Origin of the sequence: Antarcticibacterium flavum, from assembly GCF_006159205.1 — a bacterium.
In the GTDB taxonomy this organism is placed as follows: domain Bacteria; phylum Bacteroidota; class Bacteroidia; order Flavobacteriales; family Flavobacteriaceae; genus Gillisia; species Gillisia flava.
Genome location: NZ_CP040812.1, coordinates 1,066,796 through 1,092,950, shown reverse-complemented (window position 1 = coordinate 1,092,950; position 26,155 = coordinate 1,066,796). Strand labels below are relative to the sequence as shown.

The following is a 26,155-nucleotide window of genomic DNA, read 5'->3' as shown; positions in this document are numbered from 1 at the left end:
AATCTTTTATTTAAAATATAAAGTTAAGTCCTAAAACCACGTTCCTGGTTCTTGGGTAGAAGTTGTTATCTATACCATTGCTTATTTCAGGATCAAGTCCTTCATAATTGGTGATCACAAAAAGGTTGGTACCTGTTAAGCTCACTCTCACAGCCACATCATCCCTGTTGTTTGGTATAAGGTATCCCAGAGATAGGTTATCCAGCCTTACAAAATCTGCTCTTTGAATGTAATAATCTGAAAAGAACTGATTATTTCTGAAATTAGATTCCAATACATTGGAGTTAAGGTTGGAATAATAAGGCTGCGGAGTTATTGTTCCTGCGCCTACAAATCCATTGGAAGACTGGGTGTTGTTATACACATAGTTATTAAAGTTTCCTCTAAATGTAAAGCTAAGGTCAAAATCTTTGTAGCTAAGGCTGTTTGTGAATCCCATATAAAAATCTGGAGTAGCTTTTTTATATGGCTGCCTGTCTGCCTCTGTTATCTGGTTATCACCGTTCACGTCTACATAGGCGCCTTCAATAGGCTGTCCCTGCTCATTATACACCTGGCGGAAAACAAAGAAGGTAGTTGGATCGTAACCTTCTTTCCAAAGCTGGATCGTATTTCCTACACCTCCGGAGATTCCTCCCTGCGGTATAAAGAAATCGGGGTTTTCACCAAGAGAAAGCTGGGTGATCTCAAGATCCTGGAAAGTTAAGTTATAGTTTACGCTCCAGTTAAAATCTTCTGTATTAACCAAAAGTCCGTTCAATCCAATCTCTACCCCGCGGCTAACGGTTTGCCCTACGTTAGTGGTAAGGAAATCTGACAGGTTTGCACCGGCCGGTACAGGCACTGTCGCAAGAAGGTCTTTTGTCTCCCTGTAATAAGCATCTACGCTACCTGTAAACCTGTTGTTAAAGAAACCGAAATCAATACCGGCATTATAGGTTTGAAGTTCTTCCCACTTAAGGTTGGCATCAAATTCTTCTGGCCTTATGGTATTCACAAATCTACGGCTACCATCAGGGTTATAACCAAATTGTACCCTGGCTCCACCCTGGCTTGGGGTGTATAATCCTAAATAACCATAATTAGGACCAATCTCCTGGTTACCGGTGACCCCGTAACCTGCACGCAATTTAAGGTCTGAGAATGTATTGCTGTTCTGCATAAAGGGTTCGTTCATTATCTTCCAACCTACAGATACCGATGGGAAATTCGCCCAGCGGTTTTCTTCAGAAAATCTTGACGAACCATCACGACGGAAACTTGCAGAAATTAAATACCTGTTGGAGATATCAAAGCTTGCTCTTGCAAAATACGATTCCAGGGCATTCCTGTTTATCGCCTCGGGAAAGGTTGTAAGTTCACTGTTTTGGGTAAATCTACTTTGGCTTTGAATATAGAACTCCTGGAAGGAATGACCGGCAGTAAGATCCAGTTTAGTGTTTATAGCATCTACCTCTGTCCTGTAATTAAAATAAAAGTCAAGTAAGGTGTTCCTGTTCATTCCCCAGTAATAATTCTCAAAAGCCACCGGCTCTCCTATTACTGCAGATGTAAGTGGTCGAAATTGTTCCCCTTCAAGTTCCGAATAATCTATACCTGCATTGAGGTTGAATCTAAGGCCATCTAAAAATGGAAGCCTGTAGTCTACATTAAGGTTAGTGATCGTCCTAAGGTTTTCGGCATTGTTATCATTTTGCTGAAGCATTGCTACAGGGTTTCTCGTGGCCTGTCTCATCTCGTCCATAGTAGTATCGCCTGTCCTGAATTCAAAGAAGCCGTCAAACGGGCTGGTAGGATCATATACGGGTTGAGTAGGGTCAAAGGAAACCGCGGCACCTATTGCGCCCTGGTCTGCAAACCTGTTACGGTCTACAATACCTTTTGCATTTAAAGTAAGTTTTAGATCATTGTCCAGCAGGTTTTGAGTAAGCACCAGGTTAACGGCATTCCTCTCATATAAATCTGTCTGTAGAACCCCTTGTTGATCTGTACGGTTAAAGTTCACCCTGTAGGTGAAATTCTCAAAACCTTCAGAAAGAGTAAGGTTATGAATAGCCCCTATTGAGGTGCGATAGATCTGGTCCTGCCAGTCTGTACTGGTATTTCCTAAAAGTGAAGGATCAGTTCCCTGTGTGTCATTAATAAGAGTACGAAATTGATCTGCATTTAAGACGTTCACCTTGTCGGTAATTTGGCCTACAGATGCTTTAAGATCATATTCAAGATTGAAACCGGAAGCAAGGCTTCCTCTTTTAGTTGTAATAAGGATAACCCCGTTGGAAGCTCTGGATCCATAAATGGAAGTAGCGGCAGCATCCTTTAGGATCACGAAATCTTCGATCTCCTCCGGGTTTATGGCATTAAGCTGGTTACGAACCCCCTGCACACCTCGCTGGTCCAATGGGATCCCATCCACCACGATAAGCGGGGAATTGTTCCCTGATAGGGAAGAACCTCCACGAATTCTTATTTCACCGCCACCACCCGGCTCACTGCTTGGGGTAATCCTAACCCCTGCAGATTTACCTGCTATAAGGGTTTCGGGAGATACAACAGCGCCACGGTTAAAGGATTCGGGGCTTATTTTTTCAACAGCTCCTGTAGCATCCTGCCTGGTGGTAGAACCATAACCTATTAAAACTACTTCTTCAAGGGTAGCTTCGCTTTCGTCCAGTTGCACATCCAAACGGGTTTGACCGGCGTAAACAATCTCTTTGGCCGCAAAACCAAGGAATGAATAAACAAGTACATCGTTTTCGTTAAGATTTGAAAGAGTGTAATTACCATCAAAATCGGTAGTTGTCCCGGTGGAGGTTCCCTGTACAATAATATTGACCCCCGGTATTGGCAAACCTGTGCCACTCTCTGTCACAGTACCACTTACGGTTGATTGGGCAAAAAAGCTCATTGGCAGCATAAACAGCAGTAACAATGTGCTTTTAAATAATGTTCTCATAAATGTATTAATTAGTTCGACTAAAATTTTTAACTTTTATATTCTCACTTCCAGATGTTAAAGGTATGTAAAATAGGAGTGCTTTCCAGACGCCATCTCCCGAAAACAGGATCGAAAACGATTTCGTGTTGAAAACTTTTGTATATTGATGCAATATGGAAATATTGTGATATTTTTACGAAAAACAGAAAATTGCATCCCTAAATTTTTAATCCCTTATGAAAAAGAAATTAACCCTGAAGCAAATTGCCCGGGAACTTGACGTATCGGTATCCACGGTGTCCAAGGCTTTAAGAGACAGTGCAGAGATAAGTGAGGATACCCGGCAAAAGATAAAAGCCTTTGCTAAACTCTATAATTACAAACCTAATAATATTGCCCTTAGCCTTAAGAATAGAAAGACAAAAACCATAGGAGTTATAATCCCCGAGATCGTTCACCATTTTTTTACCACTGTTATTAGTGGAATTGAGCAGGAGGCCAATCAAAAAGGGTATCATGTTATTATTTGTATGTCCAATAATTCCTTTGATAAAGAAGTGATTAATATGGAACTGCTGGCAAACGGGAGTACAGATGGGTTTATCCTCTCTGTGGCGAAGGAAACACAGCAAAAACAGGATTATCACCACCTTAATGAAGTTGTAAACCAGGGAATGCCTTTAGTAATGTTCGACAGGGTGATAGACGGGATCAAGTGTGATAAGGTAGTTATAGATGATATGAATGGAGCCAGGAAGGCGGTGCGGCACCTTATAGATCTGGATTGCAGGAATATTGCTCTAATTACCACAGTAGATTATGTAAGTGTGGGAAAATTACGCACCCAGGGTTATCTCCAGGCTTTAGAGGAAAATTCCATGCAAATACAGGAAGACCTTATTTTGAAGGTGGAAGATTTTGACAGCAGTGAGGAGGAAATTGCTGCTTTTCTTGAAAATAAAGATGTTGACGGGGTTTTTGCCGTCAATGAACATTTTGCAGTATATGCCATCAAAGCTCTTCAAAAAATGGGGCTAAGTGTGCCAGAGGATGCTTATGTAATTGGTTTTACCAATGGAGAACTTTCCAAACAGTTTATTCCCAGCCTCACCACGGTAAGCCAGCATGGAGCAGAGATGGGTGCACAGGCAGCAAGATTACTTATTAAAAAACTTGAAAATGAGGAAGTAGAAGATGGCCCGTATGAGACCATTGTAGTGGAAACCGAGTTGGTGGAGCGAAATTCTACAAAAAGGGTGCAAAAGACAGAAATATTAAAATTTTAGCTACCTTTACTGCTCAATTTATTGTCAGAACCTATATTTTCACTTCCGTTAATATGTTTTGACAAGACACAGTGCTTGTCGTAATAATAATTTAAACTTACGATATGCAAAAACGTACCCTCAGTTTTTGGGAGATCTGGAACATGAGTTTCGGATTCCTGGGTATACAATTTGGATTTGCTCTTCAAAACGCAAATACTTCCAGAATTTTTGAAACCTTAGGGGCAAACGTAGAGGACATTCCAATATTATGGATTGCTGCTCCCGTTACGGGTTTAGTCGTACAGCCTATTGTAGGATATTTTAGCGACAGGACCTGGACCAGGCTTGGCCGCAGGAGGCCATATTTTCTTATTGGTGCCATCCTGTCTTCCATAGCATTATTCATTATGCCTAATAGTCCCACTCTTTGGGTTGCTGCAGGTACACTGTGGATCATGGATGCCTCGATCAATATTTCAATGGAACCTTTCCGGGCTTTTGTTGGAGATAATTTACACGAGAGGCAAAGGACACTTGGCTTCGCCATGCAAAGTTTCTTTATTGGTATAGGTGCGGTAGTAGGTTCGTTGCTCCCGTATATGTTCTCCAACTGGATTGGCTTAAGCAATACAGCACCGGAGGGTATCATTCCAGATTCGGTAAAATGGTCCTTTTATGTAGGAGGGGTCGTGTTCTTTTTTGCTGTATTATGGACAGTGGTAAAATCCAGGGAATACTCACCAGAGCAGCTCGCAGCATTTGAAAAGGCACATCAAAAGGCGCATCCGGAAAGGGTGGAGGTTGTAGATAAAGAAAGTAATATAAATACCCAGTTTATTTCCGGAGTTGTAATGGCAGTGATTGGATTAGGGGTTTCTGCAATCGTGTATTTTCGGGATCTCACTAAGGAGCTTTATATTCTATTTATAGGTTTGTTGATCATTGGAGTCCTCTTTATGTTGGTTTCACAACTGCGTAAAAAGGAGGTAAGGAATGGATTTACTATTATTATAACCGATATGCTGAATATGCCTGCCACGATGAAGCAGCTAGCCTGGGTGCAGTTCTTCTCCTGGTTTGCCCTTTTTTCCATGTGGATCTATACTACGCAGGCGGTAACCGGGCATGTTTTTGGCACTCGCGATACAACATCTGAACTTTACAACGATGCTGCCGACTGGGTAACGGTTATGTTTACAGTATATAATGGGGTGGCCGCTGCTGTAGCATTTTTATTACCTGTACTTGCGCGAAGAACCAGCAACAAATTCACTCACCTGTTGGCCCTTTGCTTTGGAGGAATTGGACTTATATCCATATATTTTCTTTCCAGCAAGGTTGGCCTCCTTTTGGCAATGGTAGGGGTAGGAATTGCCTGGGCAAGTATACTCTCAATTCCGTATGCCATGCTTTCGGGATCCCTGCCCTCTGCAAAAATGGGATATTATATGGGAGTCTTTAATTTCTTTATAGTGATTCCTCAAATTGTAGCAGCTACGATCCTTGGCTTTCTGGTCAAGGAATTTTTTAATAATGAACCAATTTACGCTCTTATTATAGGTGGTTTTGCAATGATCCTTTCAGGACTCCTTACCTTAAGAGTAAAAACACAAAAACAAATTAATGTTACTGAACAGCAATAAAGGGGTGATCTTTGACCTGGACGGGGTGATCGTGGATACCGCGAAATTCCATTTCCTGGCCTGGCGAAAACTTGCCAACAACCTGGGTTTTGATATCACCGAAGCCCAGAATGAGGAACTAAAGGGGGTAAGCCGGGTGAAATCCCTGGAAAAGATTCTCGACTGGGGACAGGTAAGCCTTACTGAAGATAAATTCATGGAGCAGATGGCTCTTAAAAATGACAATTATTTGTCATATATTTCTACAATGACCTCAAGGGATATTCTCCCCGGGGTGTCAAAGATCATTGAATTTCTCATGGAAAACAATGTGCCAATTGCACTGGGTTCTGCCAGTAAAAACGCACGGTCCATCCTTGAGAAGACAGATCTTTACAGGAAATTCGATGCTGTTGTGGATGGGAATGATGTTTCAAAGGCAAAACCCAATCCCGAAGTATTTTTAATTGCAGCAGAGAAATTGAAGGTGGACCCGCAAAATTGTATCGTTTTTGAAGACTCTCAGGCGGGGGTAGAGGCAGCAAATATTGCCGGGATGTTAAGTATTGGAATAGGAGATGCTGGAGTGTTGGGAGAGGCAAATTATGTTTTTCAGGATTTCACAGGCATTGAAATAAATTTTATTAAGAACTTATTGGAAAAATAATATGAATCAAGATTATATAATACCAAACAGTTGGTCGATCATCGAAGAAGGATTTGAAAAAGACCGAGTAAAATCATCAGAAAGTTTATTCAGCATAGGAAATGGTGCCATGGGGCAACGGGCAAATTTTGAAGAGGCCTATACCGGACCCTCTTTCCAGGGTAGCTACATTGCGGGAGTCTACTATCCCGACAAGACAAAAGTGGGCTGGTGGAAGAATGGTTATCCCGAGTATTTTGCCAAAGTCTTAAATGCACCAAACTGGATAGGTATTTGGGTGGAGATCAACGGGGAGGTACTGGATCTAAATTCCTGTAAGACAGTTTCAGAGTTTCGCAGGGAGTTGAATATGAAAGAAGGCTGGTATAACAGGTCCTTCACTGCAACATTGCAAAACGGAATTGAAATAAAAGTAACATCTACCAGGTTCCTTTCCATGGAGCTGGATGAACTGGGTGCTATCAATTATGAGATAGAACTGCTTAATGGAGAAGCCAACATAACTTTTAAACCTTACCTGGACAGCGGGATCACTAATACCGATGCCAACTGGGAAGAAAAATTCTGGAAGACCCTTGATGTAAAGACAGACGGGCACCAGGGCTTTATCATTTCAAAAACCCTTAAAACCGAATTTCATGCCTGTACCTTTATGGAATCTTCATTCCTGGTGAACGGGGAGAAGGTTGAAACTCAATTTCAAAAAGAAACTACTGAAGATAAAATCATTTTCACCTATTCCCATGACCTTAAAGCCGGGGAAAAGGCCACCCTTCAAAAATTTGCCGGTTACGTGACAGATATGAACCATAAGAGGGATAGCCTCATTGAGGCTTCAAAAGCTGTTATTGCAAAGGCAACAAAGATTGGATATAAGGATCTGCTTGAAATGCAAAAGGAAGCCTGGTCCAAAATCTGGGAAATGGCAGATATAGTGATTGAGGGAGATATAAAGGCCCAGCAGGGTATAAGATTCAATATCTTTCAGCTTAATCAAACATATTCAGGTAAGGATGAGCGGCTTAATATTGGCCCTAAAGGTTTTACAGGTGAGAAGTACGGTGGTAGTACTTATTGGGATACAGAGGCCTATTGTATCCCTTTTTACATGGCTACAAAAGATCAACATGTTGCCAGGAATTTGCTAACCTACAGATACAATCATCTTAAAAAAGCCATTGAGAATGCAGAGAAACTAGGTTTTTCGAAAGGTGCAGCTTTGTATCCAATGGTTACTATGAATGGAGAGGAGAGCCATAATGAATGGGAGATCACCTTTGAAGAGATCCATCGTAACGGCGCAATGGTATTTGCCATTTATAATTATGTAAGATTCACGGGTGATTTTGATTATATCCCCGAGAAAGGACTGGAAGTGATGATCGCTATTGCAAGGTTCTGGAAACAAAGAGCAACCTTCAGCAAAGCAAAAAATAAATATGTCATCCTGGGGGTAACGGGACCAAATGAATATGAGAACAATGTAAACAATAACTGGTATACCAACTATACTGCTAAATGGTGCCTGGAGTATTGCACCGCTATGATCAAAAAAGTAAAGGAAACCTATAGGGGAGATTTTGAAAGGATCAAAGGGCATACGAATCTTGATTACAGCGAAGTTCTTAAATGGAAGGAAATTGCAGAACAAATGTATTTCCCATATTCAGATGAACATAAGGTCTACCTGCAGCAGGATGGTTTTCTTGATAAGGAGATCATTCCTGTATCACAACTGGATAAATCACACCGTCCTATAAATCAAAAATGGAGTTGGGACAGGATCCTTAGGTCCTGCTATATCAAACAGGCAGATGTGCTGCAGGGGTTCTATTTCTTTGAAGACCATTTTAGTGAAAAGGAACTGGAAAAACACTTTAATTTCTATGAGCCATTAACGGTTCATGAATCCTCTCTTTCTCCCTGTGTGCATAGTATACAGGCGGCAAAGTTGGACAGGATGGAGCAGGCCTATAATTTTTATTTACGTACCTCCAGGCTTGATCTTGATGATTATAATCACGAAGTTGAGGAAGGTTGCCATATCACCAGTATGGCGGGGACCTGGATGAGTATAGTAGAAGGCTTTGGAGGAATGAGGGTAGAAAATGACCAATTGTGTTTCTCTCCCAAGATCCCTGAACAATGGAAAGCCTATTCTTTTAAGATCAATTTCAGGAACCAGATAGTAAAAGTTCGTATGAATGGCGGCAGTACCAGTTTTTCTCTTGAAGGGGATGGGCCATTGGATATTAAGGTGCACGGCAAGGAGGTTACGATATACCCAGACGACGTGGTTACTATTTAGAACGCCATTTATAATTACCGAATAAATCAATAAAACATGCAGATAAATAAGTTTTTATGTTTGCTGGGATTTCTTTTGTCCGTTGCCGTACAGGCCCAGATCGAAAAGGTGGAACCACCCTTTTGGTGGAGCGGGATGCAACAGGAAGACCTGCAAATAATGTTCTATGGTGAAAATATAGCCGAATACGAAGTTGCTGCAGGGGATGATGTCATTGTAAAGAATGTGATCAAAACAGAAAATCCAAATTACATTTTTCTTACCCTGAACACGGGGACACTTCCGGCGGGATCTTATAATATTGATTTTAAGCGGAAGGGGAAAAAATCCTTCAGCAAAAAATATGAGCTCAGGGAGCGGCGGGCAAATTCTGCTATGCGTAAAGGATTTGATGCCAGTGATGTGATCTATCTTATCATGCCAGACAGGTTTGCCAATGGGGATCCTTCCAATGATTCCCATCCTTCAGTAACTGAAGTAGCAGACAGGAAAAAACAGGGAGGTCGGCACGGGGGTGACATTCGCGGGGTGATCAACAATCTTGATTACCTGGAGGACCTGGGAGTCACAGCCATTTGGAGTACCCCAATGCTTGAAGACAACGATCCTGCGTATTCCTATCACACGTATGCTCAAAGCGATGTTTACAGGATAGATCCAAGATATGGCAGCAATGAGGAATACCGCGAACTCGCTGCAGAAATGCACAAAAGGGACATGAAGCTCATTATGGATTATGTCACCAATCATTGGGGGGCAGAACACTGGATGATCAAGGACCTGCCAACTTATGACTGGATCAATCAATTCCCGGGTTATGAGAATTCCAATTACAGGATGACCACCCAGTATGATCCCAATGTTGCCGAAATTGACCTGAAATATTGTGTGGACGGCTGGTTCGTGAGAACCATGCCAGATCTTAATCAGCGTAATCCGCTGGTTTTGAATTATCTTATTCAAAACGCAATTTGGTGGATCGAGTATGCCGATCTTGACGGGTTTAGAGTGGACACTTATTCCTATAACGACAAAGAGGGTATTGCAAAATGGACCAAAGCGATTATGGATGAGTATCCTAATTTTAATATAGTTGGAGAGGTATGGATGCACGACCAGGCCCAGATCTCCTACTGGCAAAAGGACTCTCCTATTGGAGCAATTCAAAGCTATAATTCCTATTTGCCTTCTGTGATGGATTTTACCCTGCATGATGCCATCCTTGAAATGTTTCAGGAAGAGGAAGCCTCCTGGGATAAAGGAATGATCAAAGCTTATGAGAATTTTGTAAATGATTTTCTGTATGCCGATATTGATAATCTATTGGTATTTGCCGGTAACCATGACACCAACCGCATTAATGAACAGTTCGACGGTGACCTGGACAGTTATAAGCTGGCTACAACCCTGGTTTTAACCACCCGCGGCATCCCGCAACTTTATTATGGCGATGAAATTGGAATGCGTGGTGATAAAGGCAAAGGAGATGGCGATATAAGACGGGATTTTCCGGGTGGCTGGGAAGGTGATGAGAATAATGCCTTTAATGCTGAAGGAAGAACAAAAATGCAGGAGGATTATCACTCCTTTACCAAAACCCTTCTTAATTACAGAAAGCAAAAAGAGGTACTCCACTTCGGAAAGTTACTGCAATACCTTCCCGAAGAGAATGTTTATGTGTATTTTAGGTATAATGAGAATGAGCGGGTGATGGTGGTGATCAACAACAGTCCCAATGAAAGGTCGCTGGACCCGGGCCGTTACGCTGAGGGTATTAAAGGGTTCCCCGGTGGAACAGATATTCTTACAGGGAGAACCCATAAGCTTTCTGAACCAATTAAGATCGCAGGCAAAACGCCAATGGTAATAGAATTAAAATAGGAAAAATTTGAGAAGAATAAGATCAATACTTTCGGCTAATAACAAAATTTTGATATTTCTGGCTATCTTTTTTATGGGCCTTAATTTAAAGGCGCAGGATAGCATTCGTCCTAATATTGAGGAAAACAGGGATTCTGTAATTATTGCATCAAAGGAAGGGGTCTTTTCTTTAAGTTTTTCGGGAAAGGATAAACTGGAAACCAGCTTCTCAAATTCAAGCAGCAGCGATTCGCTGGTAGTTCATATGGGAAAAGGCGAACAGGATCTAAAGCTAAATGTCCCTGAGGTCGCCGATTCACTATCCATCTCTTCAGAAGGAATAGATATTTTTATTAATAAAGACCCGTTTGGGATTACTTATAATTTTGACCAGCTGTGGGTAGACCTCCAAACCGGGAAAAGGCATTTGCCGGGTAGCAGCATCCTTGTTTCGGGTGAAGAGGATATTGTTCCGGAGCTGGCGAGGAGTGGGGCCATTTTTACGGTTATCAAAGAGGAAAAGTATGGGGAACCGTTGAGATACCTTCAGCTGCATTACATATTTAGTTCAGCTACAGAGGAAAAGCAAAGAAACACCTGCGATGACAGTATAATTACCGGGGATCACTGCTTCCATATTGAAGTGAAATCTACTAACAGTCTGGATATCACAATTGAGCGGCAGCCCGCCCCATTCCGGGAGGCAGGTGAAGGATTAGATAGCGATGATGTGGATTTTGTAGTACATATCATCAACCGAACAGTAAAGTTTGTTTGGGTAAACGGGATAAAATATACCGGTAAGAATTATATGCACCAGGGGAACCTGGTGGTGCCACTAAGCTTCAGGGATGATAAAGTCGAACTTAAGGTCGAATGGAATTAAACCCGGGTGCAGCAACTGTGTGCACCTTTTTTTAAATAATTATTACTTATTCTATGAGAATTAAAGGAATTCAAATGGGATTATCTTTAATGGTGGTCTCACTTCTTTTTGCCTGTAAATATGAGCAACAGCCAGATGCAGAAATCAACCAAACAGAAACCGGAATGAAAAATAAAGAGGTGGTATACCAGGTCTTTACACGATTGTTTGGAAATACCAACACCACCAATAAGCCCTGGGGGACCCTGGAAGAAAATGGGGTGGGAAAATTTGAAGATTTTACAGAGAAGGCCCTTAAGGAAATAAAGGATCTTGGTGTGACCCATATTTGGTACACCGGGGTGCCGCAGCATGCTGTAATTACTGACTATACCGAATATGGAATCTCGCAGGATGATCCCGATGTGGTAAAGGGACGTGCCGGTTCTCCATATGCTGTCAAGGATTACTATAGTGTAAATCCAGACCTCGCTGTAAATCCTGCTAACAGGATGGAAGAGTTTGAAGCCCTAATTGACCGTACGCACAAAGCAGGGATGAAGGTTCTTATAGATATAGTGCCCAATCACGTGGCCAGGAAATATGAAGGTCTTAATAATCCTGAAGGTGTAGAAGATTTTGGATCAAAGGATGATACGAGCGTGACTTATAATATTAATAACAACTATTATTATAATCCTGCAGAAGCCTTTAAGGTCCCGGAATGGAGGGAGGGCTACCGCCCGCTTGGTGGGGAAGAACATCCTCTGGCCGATGGGAAATTTGAAGAAATGCCCGCCAAATGGACAGGAAATGGTGCCCGCGACTCTCAGCCCGATATGAACGATTGGTATGAGACTGTGAAAATAAACTACGGGGTAAGCCCAGACGGGAAAAAAGATTTTCCGGAATTGCCTGCAGGTTTCGAAAATGAGGATTATGAAACTCATTTCGAATTTTGGAAGAATAAAACTGTACCCGATTCATGGACTAAATTTAGTGATATTGCTTTGTATTGGATAGAAAAAGGGGTTGATGGCTTTAGATTTGATATGGCTGAAATGGTTCCCGTTGAATTCTGGTCTTATATGAATTCTGCTATTAAGATGAGAAATCCGGACGCTTTCTTATTAGCTGAAGTTTACCAGCCACACCTGTACAGGGATTATATCAAAAAAGGGAAAATGGACTACCTGTACGATAAGGTACAGTTATATGATACGATCAAGAATGTGATGCAGGGACACGGCAGTACAGATAATATCCCTCCAATTCAGGAAGATTTGAAGGATATTGAACATCATATGCTGCATTTTCTCGAGAATCATGATGAGCAGAGAATAGCCAGTCCGGAATTTGCAGGTAGTGCTGCAAAGGGGAAACCTGCCATGGTGGTTTCGGCTACTATTAGCTCTGCCCCAACCCTTGTATACTTTGGGCAGGAAGTTGGGGAACCCGGCGCAGAGGATGCAGGATTTGGAAAGCCTTCAAGGACTTCTATTTTTGATTATATCGGGGTTCCCGCACACCAACGCTGGATGAATGATAAAAAGTTTGATGGCGGCCAATCTACCGCTGCAGAAAAGGAATTGAGAGACTTCTATAAGAGGCTGCTTAACTTTACAATTTCCAGCTCTGCCCTCACAGGTGAGTACCGGGATCTTCATCAATACAACCGGGAAAATACACAAGACTATAACGATAAGGTTTTATCCTACGCCCGTTGGAGTGAAACCGAAAAATTGATCATAGTAACCAATTTTGATGCTGAAGCTAACCAGGAATTTCAACTGCAGGTCCCTGCTGAAGTGATATCTACCTGGGATCTGGATGACGGGATCTATGAGATGGAGGACAAACTTTATGAGATTTTTAGTTCAAAACTCACCGTCACCAACGGGAAGGCTAATATCAATATAAAACTAGAGCCCCTGGAATCCTTTATCCTGCAATTAAAATAAAACACATGAAATCCATAGCTTTATCTTTTTTATTCCTGCTTAGTATAAGCTGCAATACACTTACATCTAGCGACCAGACAGAGGAAACACCTGTCTTGGCCGAAAATGAGACGCCATTTGTGTGGGAGGGTGCCAATATTTATTTCCTGCTTACAGACAGGTTCAATAATGCCGATCCATCCAATGATGTAAATTTTGGAAGGAACCTGGAAACAGGGGTCTTACGTGGGTTCGAAGGGGGAGATTTTAAAGGTATAACTCACAAAATAAATGAGGGTTACTTCAACGATCTTGGTGTGAATGCTATTTGGATGACGCCGGTGGTAGAACAAATCCATGGAGCAACAGATGAAGGCACTGGCCGTACCTATGGGTACCATGGATACTGGACCAAGGACTGGACAGCCATAGATCCTAATTTTGGAACCAGAGAGGACCTTCAGGACCTGGTTACTGCAGCTCACGAAAATGGGATCCGTATCCTTCTGGATGCGGTGATCAACCATACCGGTCCCGTGACAGAGGAAGATCCCCAGTGGCCAGATGAGTGGGTGCGCAATGAGACCCCCTGTACTTATAAGAATTATGAAACAACCGTTACCTGTACCCTGGTAGAAAATCTGCCAGACATAAGGACAGAGAGCAATGAAGAAGTAGCATTACCTCCACAACTTGTTCAAAAATGGAAGGAAGAGGGAAGATATGAACAGGAGGTGGCAGAGCTGGATGAATTCTTTGAACGTACAGGCCATCCAAGGGCTCCAAGGTTTTATATCATGAAATGGCTTACAGATTATATCACAGATTTTGGAATAGATGGTTACAGGGTAGACACAGTAAAACATACCGAGGAATATGTGTGGCAGGAATTCAAGGAGCTGGCAGATCATTCTTTTGCTGAATACAAAAGGAATAATCCCGAAAAGGTACTGGATGATAATGAATTCTATCTTGTAGGTGAAGTTTACAATTATGGAATAAGCGGGGGCCAGAATTTTGATTTTGGGGACCGCAAGGTGAATTATTTTGACAATGCCTTTAACAGCCTGATAAACTTTGAGTTTAAATGGAATGCGCAACAGCAGGAACCGGAAGCCCTTTTCCAAAAATATGATGGTTTACTGAACACAGAACTAAAAGATTATGGTACCGTAAATTATTTGTCTTCCCATGATGACGGGCAGCCATTTGACAGGGAGCGGGAGAAGCCATATGAAACAGCAAGCTTACTTTTGTTAAGCCCCGGGACCTCGCAAATTTATTATGGAGATGAAAGCGCAAGATCCTTAACAATTGATGGAACAGTGGGGGACGCCACCCTTAGGTCTATGATGAATTGGGAAGATTTGGAAAAAGATAAAGAAACAGAAGAGATCCTTGAACATTGGCAAAAACTGGGGCAGTTCCGCGCTGCACACCCTGCTGTGGGAGCCGGAAGGCACGAGGTAATATCCCGGGAGCCTCATTATTTTGTTCGCCGCTATGAGCAGCGAGATCATAAGGATGTTGTAATCATAGGCCTTAAAGTTCCAGCCGGAGATAAGAACATAATGGTGGGTAATATATTTGAAGAAGGTCATCAATTAAAAGATGCATACTCAGGAGAGACAGGAGAGGTAAAAGATGGCTTGATTCGGCTTAATTCCCCATATGAATATGTCTTATTGGAAAGCAACTAAAGGCCAAATAAGTATAATTAGTAATTAATTTGATATCGTGTCAATAAATTGAATCACAGCAATTTATGATTTAAAATGATAATGGTCATTAAAAACCATATTTTATTAAAAAGATAATCTTTTTACAAATTCATTAAAAAAGAGCCCTATAAAAAGGGCTTTTTTTATGAGTTATTAACCGAAAACGATTGAGTGTCAAGGTAAATTAGGTTTTAAGGTAAAAATCAAATAATTTTACAGGAATGCAGAAAGAAATTAAAAAAATAGGTGTATTAACATCAGGAGGTGATGCACCGGGAATGAATGCTGCTATAAGGGCAGTTGTAAGAAGTTGTGCATACCACGGGGTGGGGTGTGCAGGGATATTTAGAGGATACCAGGGGCTTATTGAGAATGATATAGAGGACCTCGATGCCCGCTCGGTTCGAAATATTATTAGCCGTGGAGGGACTTTCCTTAAATCTGCCCGCTCAAATGAATTCAAAACTCCTGAAGGAAGAAAGAAAGCTTATGATAATCTCAAGGCTGCCGGCGTGGATGCTCTCATAGTTATAGGGGGAGACGGTACTTTCACCGGGGGATTACTATTTGAAAAGGAACATGATTTTCCTGTAGTGGGAATCCCAGCAACTATTGATAATGATATAAGCGGGACAGATTTTACCATTGGTTATGATACTGCTCTTAATACTGTAGTGGAAGCTATAGATAAAATTAGGGATACCGCCAGTTCCCATAACAGGTTGTTCCTTGTAGAGGTAATGGGGAGGGATGCAGGAGCTATTGCTCTTAACAGCGGTATAGGCGCAGGGGCAGAGGAGATCCTTATCCCTGAGGAAGATGAAGGTATAGACAGGCTTATTTCTTCTCTTAAAAAGAGTGAGAAATCGGGTAAAACATCCAGCATCATTGTAGTGGCAGAGGGTGACAAGAGTGGAAAGAACATCTTTGAACTCGCAGAGTTTATAGATTCCACTTTGGGGGGTTATGACATAAGAGTTTCAGTATTGGGACATATACAGCGAGGGGGTTCCCCAAGTTGCTTTGACAGGGTGCTTGCCAGTAAATTAGGTGTTGGGGCCGTAGATGCAGTGCTGGATGGAAAGAGAAATATAATGATAGGAATACATCACCAAAAGGTGATCACGGTTTCTCTGGAAACCGGCATCAAAGGTGAGGATAAATTTGACAGAGATCTAAGAAGGGTGGCAGACATCACTTCAATTTAAAAATTAAAATCAATTACAATGAGTACAAAAATTGGAATAAACGGCTTTGGTCGTATTGGAAGAATAGCTTTTAGAATAGCTGTAGAGAATAAGGATGTAGAAGTAGTAGCTGTTAATGACCTGCTGGAAGTAGATCATCTTGCCTATCTTTTAAAGTATGACTCTGTTCACGGGAATTTCAAAGGAACTGTAGATGTAAAGGATGGTCACCTGGTGATCAACGGTAAAACCGTGAGAGTGACTGCTGAAAAGAACCCGGAAGATCTTAAATGGGATGAAGTTGGTGCTGAAGTGGTTCTTGACTGTACCGGTATTTTCACCAATATGGAAGGTGGCCAAAAGCATATTACTGCAGGAGCCAAAAAAGTTGTTATTTCAGCTCCATCCAAAGATGTACCTATGTTTGTAATGGGGGTTAATCATAAAGATGTGAAGCCAGATCAAAATATAGTTTCAAATGCATCCTGCACAACCAACTGTCTTGCACCATTGGCAAAGATCGTTGATGATGAATTTGGACTGGTTGAAGGGTTGATGACGACCATTCACGCCACAACTGCTACACAATTAACCGTTGATGGTCCATCCAAAAAAGATTTCAGGGGTGGTAGAAGTGCCCTTATCAATATAATTCCATCCTCTACCGGTGCTGCCAAAGCAGTAGGTAAGGTGATCCCAAAGCTGGACGGTAAACTTACCGGTATGGCGTTTAGAGTTCCAACCGCCGATGTTTCTGTAGTAGACCTTACGGTGCGTACAGAGAAAGCTGCTTCTTATGACCAGATCAAAGCTGCATTTAAAAAGGCTTCTGAAGGGGAATATAAGGGAGTCGTTTCTTATACTGAAGAAATGGTTGTATCCCAGGATTTCGTATCAAATGCGTACACCTGTAATTTTGATGCCGAGGCAGGTATTGCTTTAAATGATAATTTCTTTAAATTGGTCGCGTGGTACGACAATGAGTATGGGTATTCAGCAAAATTGCTTGAACTGGCCGCTCACGTTGCAAAAGTATAATTGCCGGGACCATTAAATAATCAAAAAGGCTGCTTTAAGAATAGGTAGAACTGCGGTTGAAGCAGCCTTTTTTACTCTTTAAAGTACATATAATGATATTAATTGCCGATGGTGGTTCAACGAAATGTGACTGGATACTTTTAAATAATTCAGGTGAACAACTTTTAAAGACCAGGACAAAAGGTCTTAATCCGGCTGTTTTTCCAGAGTTAATGCTGGAGCAGCGAATAGAAGAAAACCCCGACCTGCAGGAGGTTAAGGATAAGGTAGAAAGAATTCATTTTTTTGGTGCCGGTGCAGGAACCGATACTCCCCGTAAGATATTAAGGGATATTATCGCCAACTTTTTTACCAATTCCATAGAAGTAATAGTTAAAGAAGACATGGTTGCAGCTGCCTATGCTGCGACTACAGAGCCCGGCATCGTATGTATTCTGGGTACAGGCTCCAATAGTTGTTTTTTCGATGGAACGAATATACAAATGGCTGTAGATTCACTCGGTTATATTCTTATGGATGAAGCCAGTGGAAACTATTTTGGAAAGCGTCTCATAAGGGATTATTACTATAAAAGAATGCCCCCGGAACTTGCTGAAAAATTTGAAACGACTTATGATCTTCGTGCAGATGAGATCAAAAGAAACCTTTATAAGAAAGAAAATCCCAATACATACCTGGCTTCTTTTGCTGAATTTATTTTCACCAATGAGCGCAATGGGTATTTCTATAAATTGGTGCACGAAGGGATCAATGATTTTATGCAATCAAGGGTTCTTTGCTTCAAAGAAGCCCAGAATGTGCCAATTCATTTCATAGGCAGCATAGCCTATTTTAGTGCCGATATTATTCGAGCAGTGGCACAACCTTACCGTCTTGAGATTGGAAATATAATTCGACGGCCAATAGATGCCCTAATTGAGCACTACAGAAAAAATGTATTGCCTAATTATTAAAAATAGTATACTTTTTTTATAAAAGAAACAATTTAGAAAACCCGCTGCATGAACTGCAGCGGGTTTTCATTTTTAAAGTGGTTGAAGTTCTTAGATTAATAAATTCACAAAAATTTAGGATACTATTTAGTTTATCCTTTATCCGTTTCCTTTTTAATTTATTAATTTTAAGAAAATCCTTAATTCATGCTGGTAAAAGTTTATGGAAGTGCTGTATTTGGTGTAGAGGCGACCACCATCACGGTAGAAGTAAATATGTCTCCCGGGATCGCCTTTAATTTAGTTGGACTCCCAGATAATGCCATTAAAGAGAGCAGTTATCGTATCGCGGCAGCTTTACAGAACAATGGCTATAAATTTCCCGGTAAGAAGATCACAATAAACATGGCTCCGGCCGATCTTAGGAAAGAGGGTTCTGCCTATGATCTTACTCTCGCGATAGGAATTCTTGCCGGTTCCGGTCAAATAAAGGAAGCTGCCATAGATGAATATATAATAATGGGGGAACTCTCCCTCGATGGAAGTTTGCAACCAATTAAAGGGGCTCTACCCATTGCCATCAAGGCCAGGGAAGAGGGTTTCAAAGGTTTTATTCTGCCTAAGCAAAATGTAAAAGAGGCAGCAATTGTTAGCGACCTGGAAGTTTATGGGGTAGAGAATATCCTGGAGGTCATTGAGTTTTTTGACAAAGGGAAGCCTTTGGAAAGAACCGTGATAAATACCAGGGAAGAGTTCTACAACAGTCTGGAACACCTGGAGCACGATTTCGCCGATGTTAAAGGGCAGGAGTCAATTAAGCGCTGTATGGAAATAGCAGCGGCAGGAGGCCATAATATTATTCTTATTGGCCCACCGGGAGCAGGTAAGACCATGTTGGCCAAAAGGCTTCCTAGTATTCTTCCTCCCATGACTCTCCACGAAGCGCTCGAAACTACAAAGATACATTCAGTAGTAGGGAAGGTAAAGGAAAATGTGGGGCTTATGTCCCAGCGGCCTTTCCGCAGTCCTCATCATACGATATCCGATGTGGCTTTAGTAGGGGGAGGGGCCTATCCTCAGCCGGGAGAGATCTCCCTTTCTCACAACGGGGTTTTGTTCCTGGATGAGTTGCCGGAGTTTAAGCGCGGGGTGCTGGAAGTAATGAGACAACCGCTGGAAGACCGTGAAGTTACCATCTCCAGGGCCAAATTTACAGTTACGTACCCTTCCAGTTTCATGCTTGTGGCAAGTATGAATCCAAGTCCAAGCGGATATTTTAATGATCCCGATTCGCCAAGGACTTCCTCCCCGGCAGAGATGCAACGGTATTTAAGTAAAATAAGCGGACCTCTCTTAGACCGCATAGATATTCATATCGAGGTAACGCCGGTTCCTTTTGAGAAATTGAGTGAAGAGCGTAAAGGTGAAAGCAGTGTGCAAATAAGGGAGAGAGTTACCAGGGCAAGGCAAAGGCAAACGGAACGTTTTCGGGAATATGAAAATGTGCATTATAATGCACAAATGAGCGTAAAGCATATCGCTTTTTTTTGTGAATTAGATGAATCTTCAAGACAACTATTGAAAACCGCGATGGAGCGCTTAAATCTTTCAGCCAGGGCATATGACCGCATTCTTAAAGTTTCCCGCACAATAGCCGATCTGGAAGGGAAGGAGAAAATTGAAGGAGCCCATATAAGCGAGGCTATCCAGTATAGAAGTCTGGATAGGGAAGGCTGGTTAGGTTAAATCTTTCTAACATCTTAAATGCTTCAGTCCTATTTTTATACATTTGATACCATTCCAAAAAAAATATCTATTTTCCCCGAAGGGATCGGGCAATTAAAATCCATCGTTGAATAGAAGTGAACTGGATATGCCCAATTAAAAAGACAAATCCTACATATGAGAAATATCCTCCTGGCCATTATGGCGTTATTAATTATTGGTTGTAAAGGTGAAAACCGTTTAAAAGCTGAAGAAAATGAAGCAAAACTCGATAGTTTGGAAAATTCCAGGACCACAGAAGTGGTGGATGAAATAGAAGGGGTTCAGCTTACTCTGGATCAAGCCAATAAACTTGTTGAGCTGCCTTTGAAGTGCATCAACGTTCAATATCCCAATAAACTGGGACAAACCCTTGGTAGTGAGAAAGACCTGCAATCTCCAAAGGAGCTACATCCTGCTTTTTATGGTTGCTTTGACTGGCATTCTTCTGTGCATGCACACTGGTCCCTGGTGAGACTGCTAAAGAAATTTCCGAAGCTCGATAAAGCAGAAGAGATCAGGGAAACCTTGAAGGCCTCACTTTCCAAGGAAAATATACAAGGGGAACTTGCTTATTTCAGAAAAGAACATAACCGGGATTATGAGCGTACTTATGGCTGGGCCTGGTTACTTAAATTATCCCAGGAACTTAATAGCTGGGACTCCAACCTTGGGAAAGAATTGAGCGGGAATCTGCAGCCGCTTACAGATCTTATTGTAGAAAGATATACCGAATTCCTTCCAAAACTGGTTTACCCTATTAGGGTTGGGGAGCATACCAATACGGCTTTTGCACTTAGCTTTGCCTATGATTATGCTGTTGCAAGCGAAAACGAGGAGTTTTTGAAGCTAATTGATAAACGTTCGAAGGAATTCTACCTATCAGATAACAGCTGTCCCATAATATGGGAGCCGAGTGGCTTTGATTTTCTTTCTCCTTGTTTACAACAGGTTGACCTAATGAGGAAGATCCTTCCCAAAGCGGCATTCTCGCTATGGATAGATGATTTCATGCCTCAATTAAAAGACCCGTCATTCGAAATGGTACCTGGAGAGGTGAGCGATCGTAAAGATGGAAAGCTGGTTCATTTGGACGGCCTTAACTTTAGCCGCGCCTGGGTCTTTTACGGGCTGGCAAATCAATATCCAAAAGATTATGCTCATCTCAAAAGAGCGGCCAATGAACATGTTTCCCATTCCTTTCCTAATCTTGTTGGGGATAGTTATGAAGGAGGGCATTGGCTGGGCAGTTTTGCCTTATATGCACTGGAGGAATCTGGCTCCCAAAAGTGAAAAACTGGTTAAAAAATATTGGGCCGGGGGTTCTTATCTCGGCAGCGTTTATAGGGCCCGGTACAGTGACGGTATGCACTCTGGCGGGTGTGAATTTTGGATATGCCCTGCTTTGGGCACTGCTTCTTTCAGTGATCGCCTGTATAATATTACAGGAAATGGCTGCCAGGCTGGGAATAATTTCTCAAAAGGGATTAAGTGAATGCATAAGGCAGGAATTAAAAAATCCGCTTGGGAGGACACTTGCCCTTATTCTTATATTCTCTGCTATCGTTATAGGAAATGCTGCATATGAGGCAGGTAATATAACAGGGGCGGTCCTGGGAATAACAGCAATTGTAGAGCCCAGCTCGCTTGAAATAGGCTCCTTTTCCCTTAATCTGTACAGCTTGCTGGTTGGTTTGGTAGCCTTCACTTTGCTGGCAGTGGGTAGTTATAAAATCCTGGAACGGGTGTTTATAGGCCTGGTAGCATTTATGAGTATTTCATTTCTTATCACTGCAGTCCTTGTAAAACCAAATTTTGGAGAAATTATGAGTGGATTGTTCCTCCCTTCAACCGGGGCTGCGGGAATGCTAACAGTCATAGCGATCGTAGGAACCACTGTAGTACCTTATAATCTCTTTTTGCACGCATCCCTCGTTGGTGAAAAATGGAAGCAGCCGGGGGACCTTAAAATCGCCAGGAAAGAATTGTTCTTCGCGATAGCCCTGGGAGGATTGGTATCCATGGCAATAGTGATCGTGGCTGCTGCTTCCTCACTTTCACAAGTTGAAACTGCGGCCGATCTTGCTGTGGGCCTGGAGCCGCTTTTTGGAACTTATGCAACCTGGTTCATCGCCCTGGGTTTAATGGCTGCAGGTATTACCTCGTCTATTACCGCACCGCTGGCAGCTGCATATGTTGTAAAAGGATGCCTTGGATGGAAGGAAGGGATGAATTCCCTGAAATTTAAAAGCGTGTGGGCAGGTATACTTATCCTGGGGGTGATCTTTTCCTCCCTGCAAATTAAACCGGTAGAGATCATCAAATTTGCACAGGTTGCAAACGGCCTGCTTTTGCCGGTGATCGCAATTTTCTTATTTTGGATAGTCAATAAGGCTTCGATAATGGGAGAGAGCCGTAATACCACCTTACAGAATGTGCTGGGACTTGTTATCATTAGTATTAGTATATTACTGGGAGCAAGATCTATTTATACAGTATGGGAGCAGCTGTAGGATAAAATACTCTTTTATGGAAGAAGATTATATACATATCAATTGCGATCTTGGGGAAGGGGGCGATAATGATGAACAGCTCATGCCCTTGATATCAGCTTGCAATATTGCTTGTGGCGGGCATGCAGGAACCCTGGAGACAATGACGACCACTGTTAATCTCGCGCTCGAAAACGGGGTTGAAATAGGGGCCCATCCTTCATATCCCGATAAGGAGAATTTTGGGAGAGGCACAATGGATATATCTGCTGAAGATCTCGAGACAAGTTTAGTGGCACAAATTCTTTCTCTGAAACAAATCGTGGAAGCTGCCGGTGGAAAATTATCCCATGTGAAGCCTCACGGCGCTCTTTATAACGATGCCGCAAAGGATAAAAATATAGCTGAAATTGTCATCAATTCAGTGCTTAAATTTGATGAGGTCCTGCCTCTTTTTACACCCCAAAATTCGGTTTTATTTGAGCTTGCAAAAGGCAAAATCCCGGTGAAAACCGAAGCTTTTGGTGACCGGAATTATGAGGAAAATTACCAGCTGGTTTCAAGGCAAAAAAAGGAGGCTTTAATAACCGAAAAAGAAGCGGTTTTCAGGCATCTTTTATCTATGTTCCGGGAGGGGAAAATAAGCTGTATGACAGGTCGAAAAATATCGTGTGAAGCAGATACTTTTTGCCTCCACAGCGATACTCCTAATGCGCTGGAAATTCTGCAATATTTGCACATAAAATTCAGGGAAAAAAATATACGAATCCTCAATACATGATGCTATCAAATTATACTATTAAACCAATGGGGGAGAAGGCAATTCTCCTCGAATTTGAGGCAGAAATTAGTGAGAAGATGCTGGAAAAAGTCCTTTCTTTAAAAAATGTACTTGAAAATTTTTTTATTAAAGAAAGGGTTGAGGTAATAAATACATACCACTCGTTATTAATAATTTACCCTTTTACTATAGAGGATGTCTATGAGAAGATTTCAGCATTAAAAGAACTGCTTGACAGGGCGAATATAGGAAAAAAACATGAGAGTGATCTTTTCCATATTCCTGTATGTTATGACCCTTCTTTTGGTTGGGATCTGGAGTTTATTTCAGAGGCTAAAGGTTTACCTTTTGAGGAAATTATTAACCTCCATTTACAGCCAATTTACACTGTTTATTTTGTAGGTTTTTTACCCGGATTTTTATACCTGGGAGGGCTTGAAAAAGCCCTTCAATTTTCACGCAAAAAAGAGCCTCGTTTGGAGGTGCCAAAAGGAGCTGTTGGAATAGGAGAAAATCAAACCGGAATTTACCCAAAAACCAGTCCCGGGGGATGGCAAATTTTGGGCAGGGCCCCGGTTGAAATTTTTGATAAAAATGAGAATCCACCCTGTGAAATTTCAGCCGGAGACAAGATCAAATTTTACCCCATCGATTTGCAGGAATATGAGGTGGTCCGGGAGCAGATTTCCGCTGGAAAATTTCAGCTAAAAAAAGAAATATATGAGGGGCAGGATTGAGGTATTACAACCGGGTCTGTTTTCTACAATTCAGGATACCGGAAGATTTGGATTTGCAAAATTTGGGGTGCCGGGAAGTGGTGCGATGGATTCCTATGCGGCAACAATGGCCAACTTAATTTTAAATAATAATCCCGATGCCGCTGTACTTGAAATGACCCAGATGGGGCCAAAACTTAAATTCTCGGCACCGGTTAAAATTGTGATAACTGGTGCAAATCTTTCGCCGCGAATAAATAACGATAATATTAAAAACAATAAGATTATTTCAATTGCTGCCGGTGATGTTTTAAGTTTTGGAAAAAGAATACTTGGAGCAAGAGCCTATCTTGGAATAGCGGGCGGTTTTAGAACAGAAGTAATTCTCCAAAGCAGGAGCTGGTATAAAGACCTTACGGCATACAGCAGGCTTGAAAAGGGAATACTACTGGATTATAATGCAGGGGATCAAAAAGTAGTTGTTACTGCCTCCTCTGTTAAAACCAACTTCGATTATTTAACACAGAATGACCTTGAAGTAAACCCCGGGCCTGAATTCCATAAATTATCAAGTGAGGAGAAAAATGGCATCTTCAGCAAAAAATTTCATGTGAGCAGGAATAATAACAGGATGGGAATACAGCTTGAGGAAATCATCCCGAATAATTTACAGCCTATCATCACCGGGCCGGTAGTTGCCGGTACAGTGCAATTTACCCCAGGCGGCAGGCTCATCATACTAATGCGTGATTGCCAAACAACAGGGGGTTATCCCAGGATACTTCAGTTGAAAGAGTCTTCTATTAACCTGCTGGCGCAGAAAGTTCAAGGGGATGAAATAAGCTTTTTTAAGCCTGTTGCTATGGATAGGAAATGAGGTTAACATTTTGACATAAAAAAGTGCCGTTACTGTGTCTCAATGGATAATAAGAGCCCTACCTAATATTATCCCCAACACAATTAACGACACATTTTAACCCCAAAACACTTTAGTAAACTAAAATGACAATGTAAAGATACAGGAGGATCACACAGGATTCAAGGGGATTTTTCCCCTATTTGATTATAATTATGGTTAAAACGTATATCTTTCCTATTATAATTTTTAGCCGGTAAATGCTGATAGTAAGTGATCTTACCGCAGATATTGGAAATTTATCCCTGCATGAATGATAGAATATCTAATTGAAAATTTTCTTTTAATTTACATCCTGGAATTTGCGGCGGCCGTGGCAGGAGTATGTTTTTTAAGGATGGTGCAGGATGCTTCAAGAGCAGAACGCCTCCTCGTTGGATATCTTTGGCTGGTAGTACTTGTGGAAATGGTGGGGCTTTACCCCTTAATGAATTATTTCACAGATTTTAGAGCCTTTCCTTTTGTAAAGGGGACCTTGTTTGAGAGAAATTACTGGTGGTACAATGTTTATGCACTCTTTAAATTTCCAATTTTAATATATTATTTTTTGTTGAAGCTGGAATCCAAACGTCTAAAAACTGTTTCTAAAATCCTGGTGTTGTTTTTACTTACAGGGGCCTTTCTCGATCTATTCATTTCTCAAAAATTCTTTACCTCCTATTTAGCTTTTCTAACCATTTGTGGGACACTCATTTTAGGAATTGTTATTCTATTGTTCTATTATGAAATGCTGAAAAGCAGCAGGGTTTTGGAATTCTACCGGTTACCCTCGTTTTATTTTTCAGCAGGGATCTTATTATGGCACCTTACAGTTACGCCACTGTTCATCTACAATAAGTACTTCAGTTTGAAAAGTCCGGAATTCCTGGAATTGCATCGTACCATCTTAAAACTGTCTAACATCATACTTTATTCATTGTATATTACGGGTTGGATTATTGGTATAAGGAACAGGAAAATAAAAGATCCGGAAATAGAGAAGAGTTTTACCGAAAACAAAAAAGTGTCCTCCAGCAGTAAATATTAAGAGCCCTACCTAATAATATTTCCATTTGAAACGACACTTTTGTCTCCAAAACACTTTATGTTACTAAAATGATAAATCAAAGATACTGTGAAGAGAAAGTTTGCAAAAGGGGC

The 26,155-nt window shown here is 41.5% G+C and carries 19 protein-coding genes; 18 read left to right on the top strand and 1 reads right to left on the bottom strand.

Annotated features, from left to right (window positions below; translation table 11 throughout):
- Positions 1–10: 10 nt before the first annotated feature.
- Entirely contained in the window at positions 11–2,956 is a 2,946-nt protein-coding gene (locus FHG64_RS04540; protein WP_139065307.1) for a SusC/RagA family TonB-linked outer membrane protein, read from the bottom strand.
- 218 nt (positions 2,957–3,174) lie between these two features.
- Between FHG64_RS04540 and FHG64_RS04535 the strand changes: the two genes are divergently transcribed.
- The 18 genes from FHG64_RS04535 to FHG64_RS04450 all read left to right on the top strand — a co-directional run bounded on the left by FHG64_RS04535 (position 3,175) and on the right by FHG64_RS04450 (position 26,042).
- On the top strand, positions 3,175–4,224 hold the full coding sequence (locus tag FHG64_RS04535) for a LacI family DNA-binding transcriptional regulator (protein WP_139065306.1): 1,050 nt from the start codon (positions 3,175–3,177) through the stop codon (positions 4,222–4,224).
- 104 nt (positions 4,225–4,328) lie between these two features.
- Positions 4,329–5,849 carry an MFS transporter gene (locus tag FHG64_RS04530; RefSeq protein ID WP_139065305.1) on the top strand — a complete coding sequence of 507 codons (1,521 nt, stop codon included), beginning with the start codon at positions 4,329–4,331 and terminating at the stop codon, positions 5,847–5,849.
- Positions 5,830–6,495 (top strand): beta-phosphoglucomutase, encoded by a 666-nt coding sequence (pgmB, locus tag FHG64_RS04525; protein WP_139065304.1) that lies wholly within the window; start codon positions 5,830–5,832, stop codon positions 6,493–6,495. The genes FHG64_RS04530 and pgmB overlap by 20 nt, the downstream gene beginning before the upstream one ends.
- Before the next feature lies 1 nt (position 6,496).
- Positions 6,497–8,803, top strand: a complete 2,307-nt coding sequence (locus tag FHG64_RS04520) for a glycoside hydrolase family 65 protein (RefSeq protein ID WP_139065303.1) — start codon at positions 6,497–6,499, stop codon at positions 8,801–8,803.
- Between the two features lie 36 nt (positions 8,804–8,839).
- Positions 8,840–10,684 carry a glycoside hydrolase family 13 protein gene (locus tag FHG64_RS04515; RefSeq protein ID WP_139065302.1) on the top strand — a complete coding sequence of 615 codons (1,845 nt, stop codon included), beginning with the start codon at positions 8,840–8,842 and terminating at the stop codon, positions 10,682–10,684.
- A gap of 7 nt (positions 10,685–10,691) precedes the next feature.
- Positions 10,692–11,549 (top strand): hypothetical protein, encoded by an 858-nt coding sequence (locus FHG64_RS04510; protein WP_168191316.1) that lies wholly within the window; start codon positions 10,692–10,694, stop codon positions 11,547–11,549.
- 74 nt (positions 11,550–11,623) lie between these two features.
- Complete coding sequence (locus tag FHG64_RS04505; RefSeq protein ID WP_246054292.1) at positions 11,624–13,489, top strand: alpha-amylase family glycosyl hydrolase; 1,866 nt, start codon at positions 11,624–11,626, stop codon at positions 13,487–13,489.
- A 5-nt stretch (positions 13,490–13,494) separates the two neighbouring features.
- Positions 13,495–15,168 carry an alpha-amylase family glycosyl hydrolase gene (locus FHG64_RS04500; protein WP_139065299.1) on the top strand — a complete coding sequence of 558 codons (1,674 nt, stop codon included), beginning with the start codon at positions 13,495–13,497 and terminating at the stop codon, positions 15,166–15,168.
- A gap of 242 nt (positions 15,169–15,410) precedes the next feature.
- On the top strand, positions 15,411–16,397 hold the full coding sequence (gene pfkA / locus FHG64_RS04495) for a 6-phosphofructokinase (RefSeq protein ID WP_139065298.1): 987 nt from the start codon (positions 15,411–15,413) through the stop codon (positions 16,395–16,397).
- A gap of 18 nt (positions 16,398–16,415) precedes the next feature.
- Entirely contained in the window at positions 16,416–17,414 is a 999-nt protein-coding gene (gene gap / locus FHG64_RS04490; protein ID WP_139065297.1) for a type I glyceraldehyde-3-phosphate dehydrogenase, read from the top strand.
- 92 nt (positions 17,415–17,506) lie between these two features.
- A complete protein-coding gene (locus tag FHG64_RS04485) occupies positions 17,507–18,367 on the top strand; it encodes a BadF/BadG/BcrA/BcrD ATPase family protein (protein WP_139065296.1) in 861 nt (286 codons plus the stop codon).
- A 186-nt stretch (positions 18,368–18,553) separates the two neighbouring features.
- Positions 18,554–20,092, top strand: a complete 1,539-nt coding sequence (locus FHG64_RS04480) for a YifB family Mg chelatase-like AAA ATPase (RefSeq protein WP_139065295.1) — start codon at positions 18,554–18,556, stop codon at positions 20,090–20,092.
- A 156-nt stretch (positions 20,093–20,248) separates the two neighbouring features.
- On the top strand, positions 20,249–21,403 hold the full coding sequence (locus FHG64_RS04475; RefSeq protein ID WP_139065294.1) for a DUF2891 domain-containing protein: 1,155 nt from the start codon (positions 20,249–20,251) through the stop codon (positions 21,401–21,403).
- Positions 21,400–22,623, top strand: coding sequence for an Nramp family divalent metal transporter (locus tag FHG64_RS04470; protein ID WP_139065293.1), 1,224 nt, complete (start codon positions 21,400–21,402; stop codon positions 22,621–22,623). The genes FHG64_RS04475 and FHG64_RS04470 overlap by 4 nt, the downstream gene beginning before the upstream one ends.
- Positions 22,624–22,639: 16 nt before the next feature.
- A complete protein-coding gene (gene pxpA, locus FHG64_RS04465; RefSeq protein WP_139065292.1) occupies positions 22,640–23,383 on the top strand; it encodes a 5-oxoprolinase subunit PxpA in 744 nt (247 codons plus the stop codon).
- Entirely contained in the window at positions 23,380–24,120 is a 741-nt protein-coding gene (pxpB, locus tag FHG64_RS04460) for a 5-oxoprolinase subunit PxpB (RefSeq protein WP_246054290.1), read from the top strand. Before pxpA ends, pxpB begins: the two co-directional genes overlap by 4 nt.
- Positions 24,104–24,976 (top strand): 5-oxoprolinase subunit C family protein, encoded by an 873-nt coding sequence (locus tag FHG64_RS04455; protein WP_139065291.1) that lies wholly within the window; start codon positions 24,104–24,106, stop codon positions 24,974–24,976. The genes pxpB and FHG64_RS04455 overlap by 17 nt, the downstream gene beginning before the upstream one ends.
- A 292-nt stretch (positions 24,977–25,268) precedes the next feature.
- Positions 25,269–26,042 carry a hypothetical protein gene (locus FHG64_RS04450; RefSeq protein ID WP_139065290.1) on the top strand — a complete coding sequence of 258 codons (774 nt, stop codon included), beginning with the start codon at positions 25,269–25,271 and terminating at the stop codon, positions 26,040–26,042.
- The last annotated feature ends 113 nt before the right edge of the window (positions 26,043–26,155 follow it).

Excerpts from the sequence above, each read along its gene's own strand:
- pgmB (WP_139065304.1), top strand. The coding sequence starts at position 5,830 with ATGTTACTGAACAGCAATAAAGGGGTGATCTTTGACCTGGACGGGGTG.
- FHG64_RS04535 (WP_139065306.1), top strand. The coding sequence starts at position 3,175 with ATGAAAAAGAAATTAACCCTGAAGCAAATTGCCCGGGAACTTGACGTA.
- FHG64_RS04455 (WP_139065291.1), top strand. The coding sequence starts at position 24,104 with ATGAGGGGCAGGATTGAGGTATTACAACCGGGTCTGTTTTCTACAATT.
- FHG64_RS04530 (WP_139065305.1), top strand. The coding sequence starts at position 4,329 with ATGCAAAAACGTACCCTCAGTTTTTGGGAGATCTGGAACATGAGTTTC.
- FHG64_RS04475 (WP_139065294.1), top strand. The coding sequence starts at position 20,249 with ATGAGAAATATCCTCCTGGCCATTATGGCGTTATTAATTATTGGTTGT.
- gap (WP_139065297.1), top strand. The coding sequence starts at position 16,416 with ATGAGTACAAAAATTGGAATAAACGGCTTTGGTCGTATTGGAAGAATA.
- FHG64_RS04450 (WP_139065290.1), top strand. The coding sequence starts at position 25,269 with ATGATAGAATATCTAATTGAAAATTTTCTTTTAATTTACATCCTGGAA.
- FHG64_RS04500 (WP_139065299.1), top strand. The coding sequence starts at position 13,495 with ATGAAATCCATAGCTTTATCTTTTTTATTCCTGCTTAGTATAAGCTGC.
- FHG64_RS04540 (WP_139065307.1), bottom strand. The coding sequence starts at position 2,956 with ATGAGAACATTATTTAAAAGCACATTGTTACTGCTGTTTATGCTGCCA.
- pxpA (WP_139065292.1), top strand. The coding sequence starts at position 22,640 with ATGGAAGAAGATTATATACATATCAATTGCGATCTTGGGGAAGGGGGC.
- pfkA (WP_139065298.1), top strand. The coding sequence starts at position 15,411 with ATGCAGAAAGAAATTAAAAAAATAGGTGTATTAACATCAGGAGGTGAT.
- FHG64_RS04520 (WP_139065303.1), top strand. The coding sequence starts at position 6,497 with ATGAATCAAGATTATATAATACCAAACAGTTGGTCGATCATCGAAGAA.
- FHG64_RS04505 (WP_246054292.1), top strand. The coding sequence starts at position 11,624 with ATGGGATTATCTTTAATGGTGGTCTCACTTCTTTTTGCCTGTAAATAT.
- pxpB (WP_246054290.1), top strand. The coding sequence starts at position 23,380 with ATGATGCTATCAAATTATACTATTAAACCAATGGGGGAGAAGGCAATT.
- FHG64_RS04515 (WP_139065302.1), top strand. The coding sequence starts at position 8,840 with ATGCAGATAAATAAGTTTTTATGTTTGCTGGGATTTCTTTTGTCCGTT.
- FHG64_RS04485 (WP_139065296.1), top strand. The coding sequence starts at position 17,507 with ATGATATTAATTGCCGATGGTGGTTCAACGAAATGTGACTGGATACTT.
- FHG64_RS04480 (WP_139065295.1), top strand. The coding sequence starts at position 18,554 with ATGCTGGTAAAAGTTTATGGAAGTGCTGTATTTGGTGTAGAGGCGACC.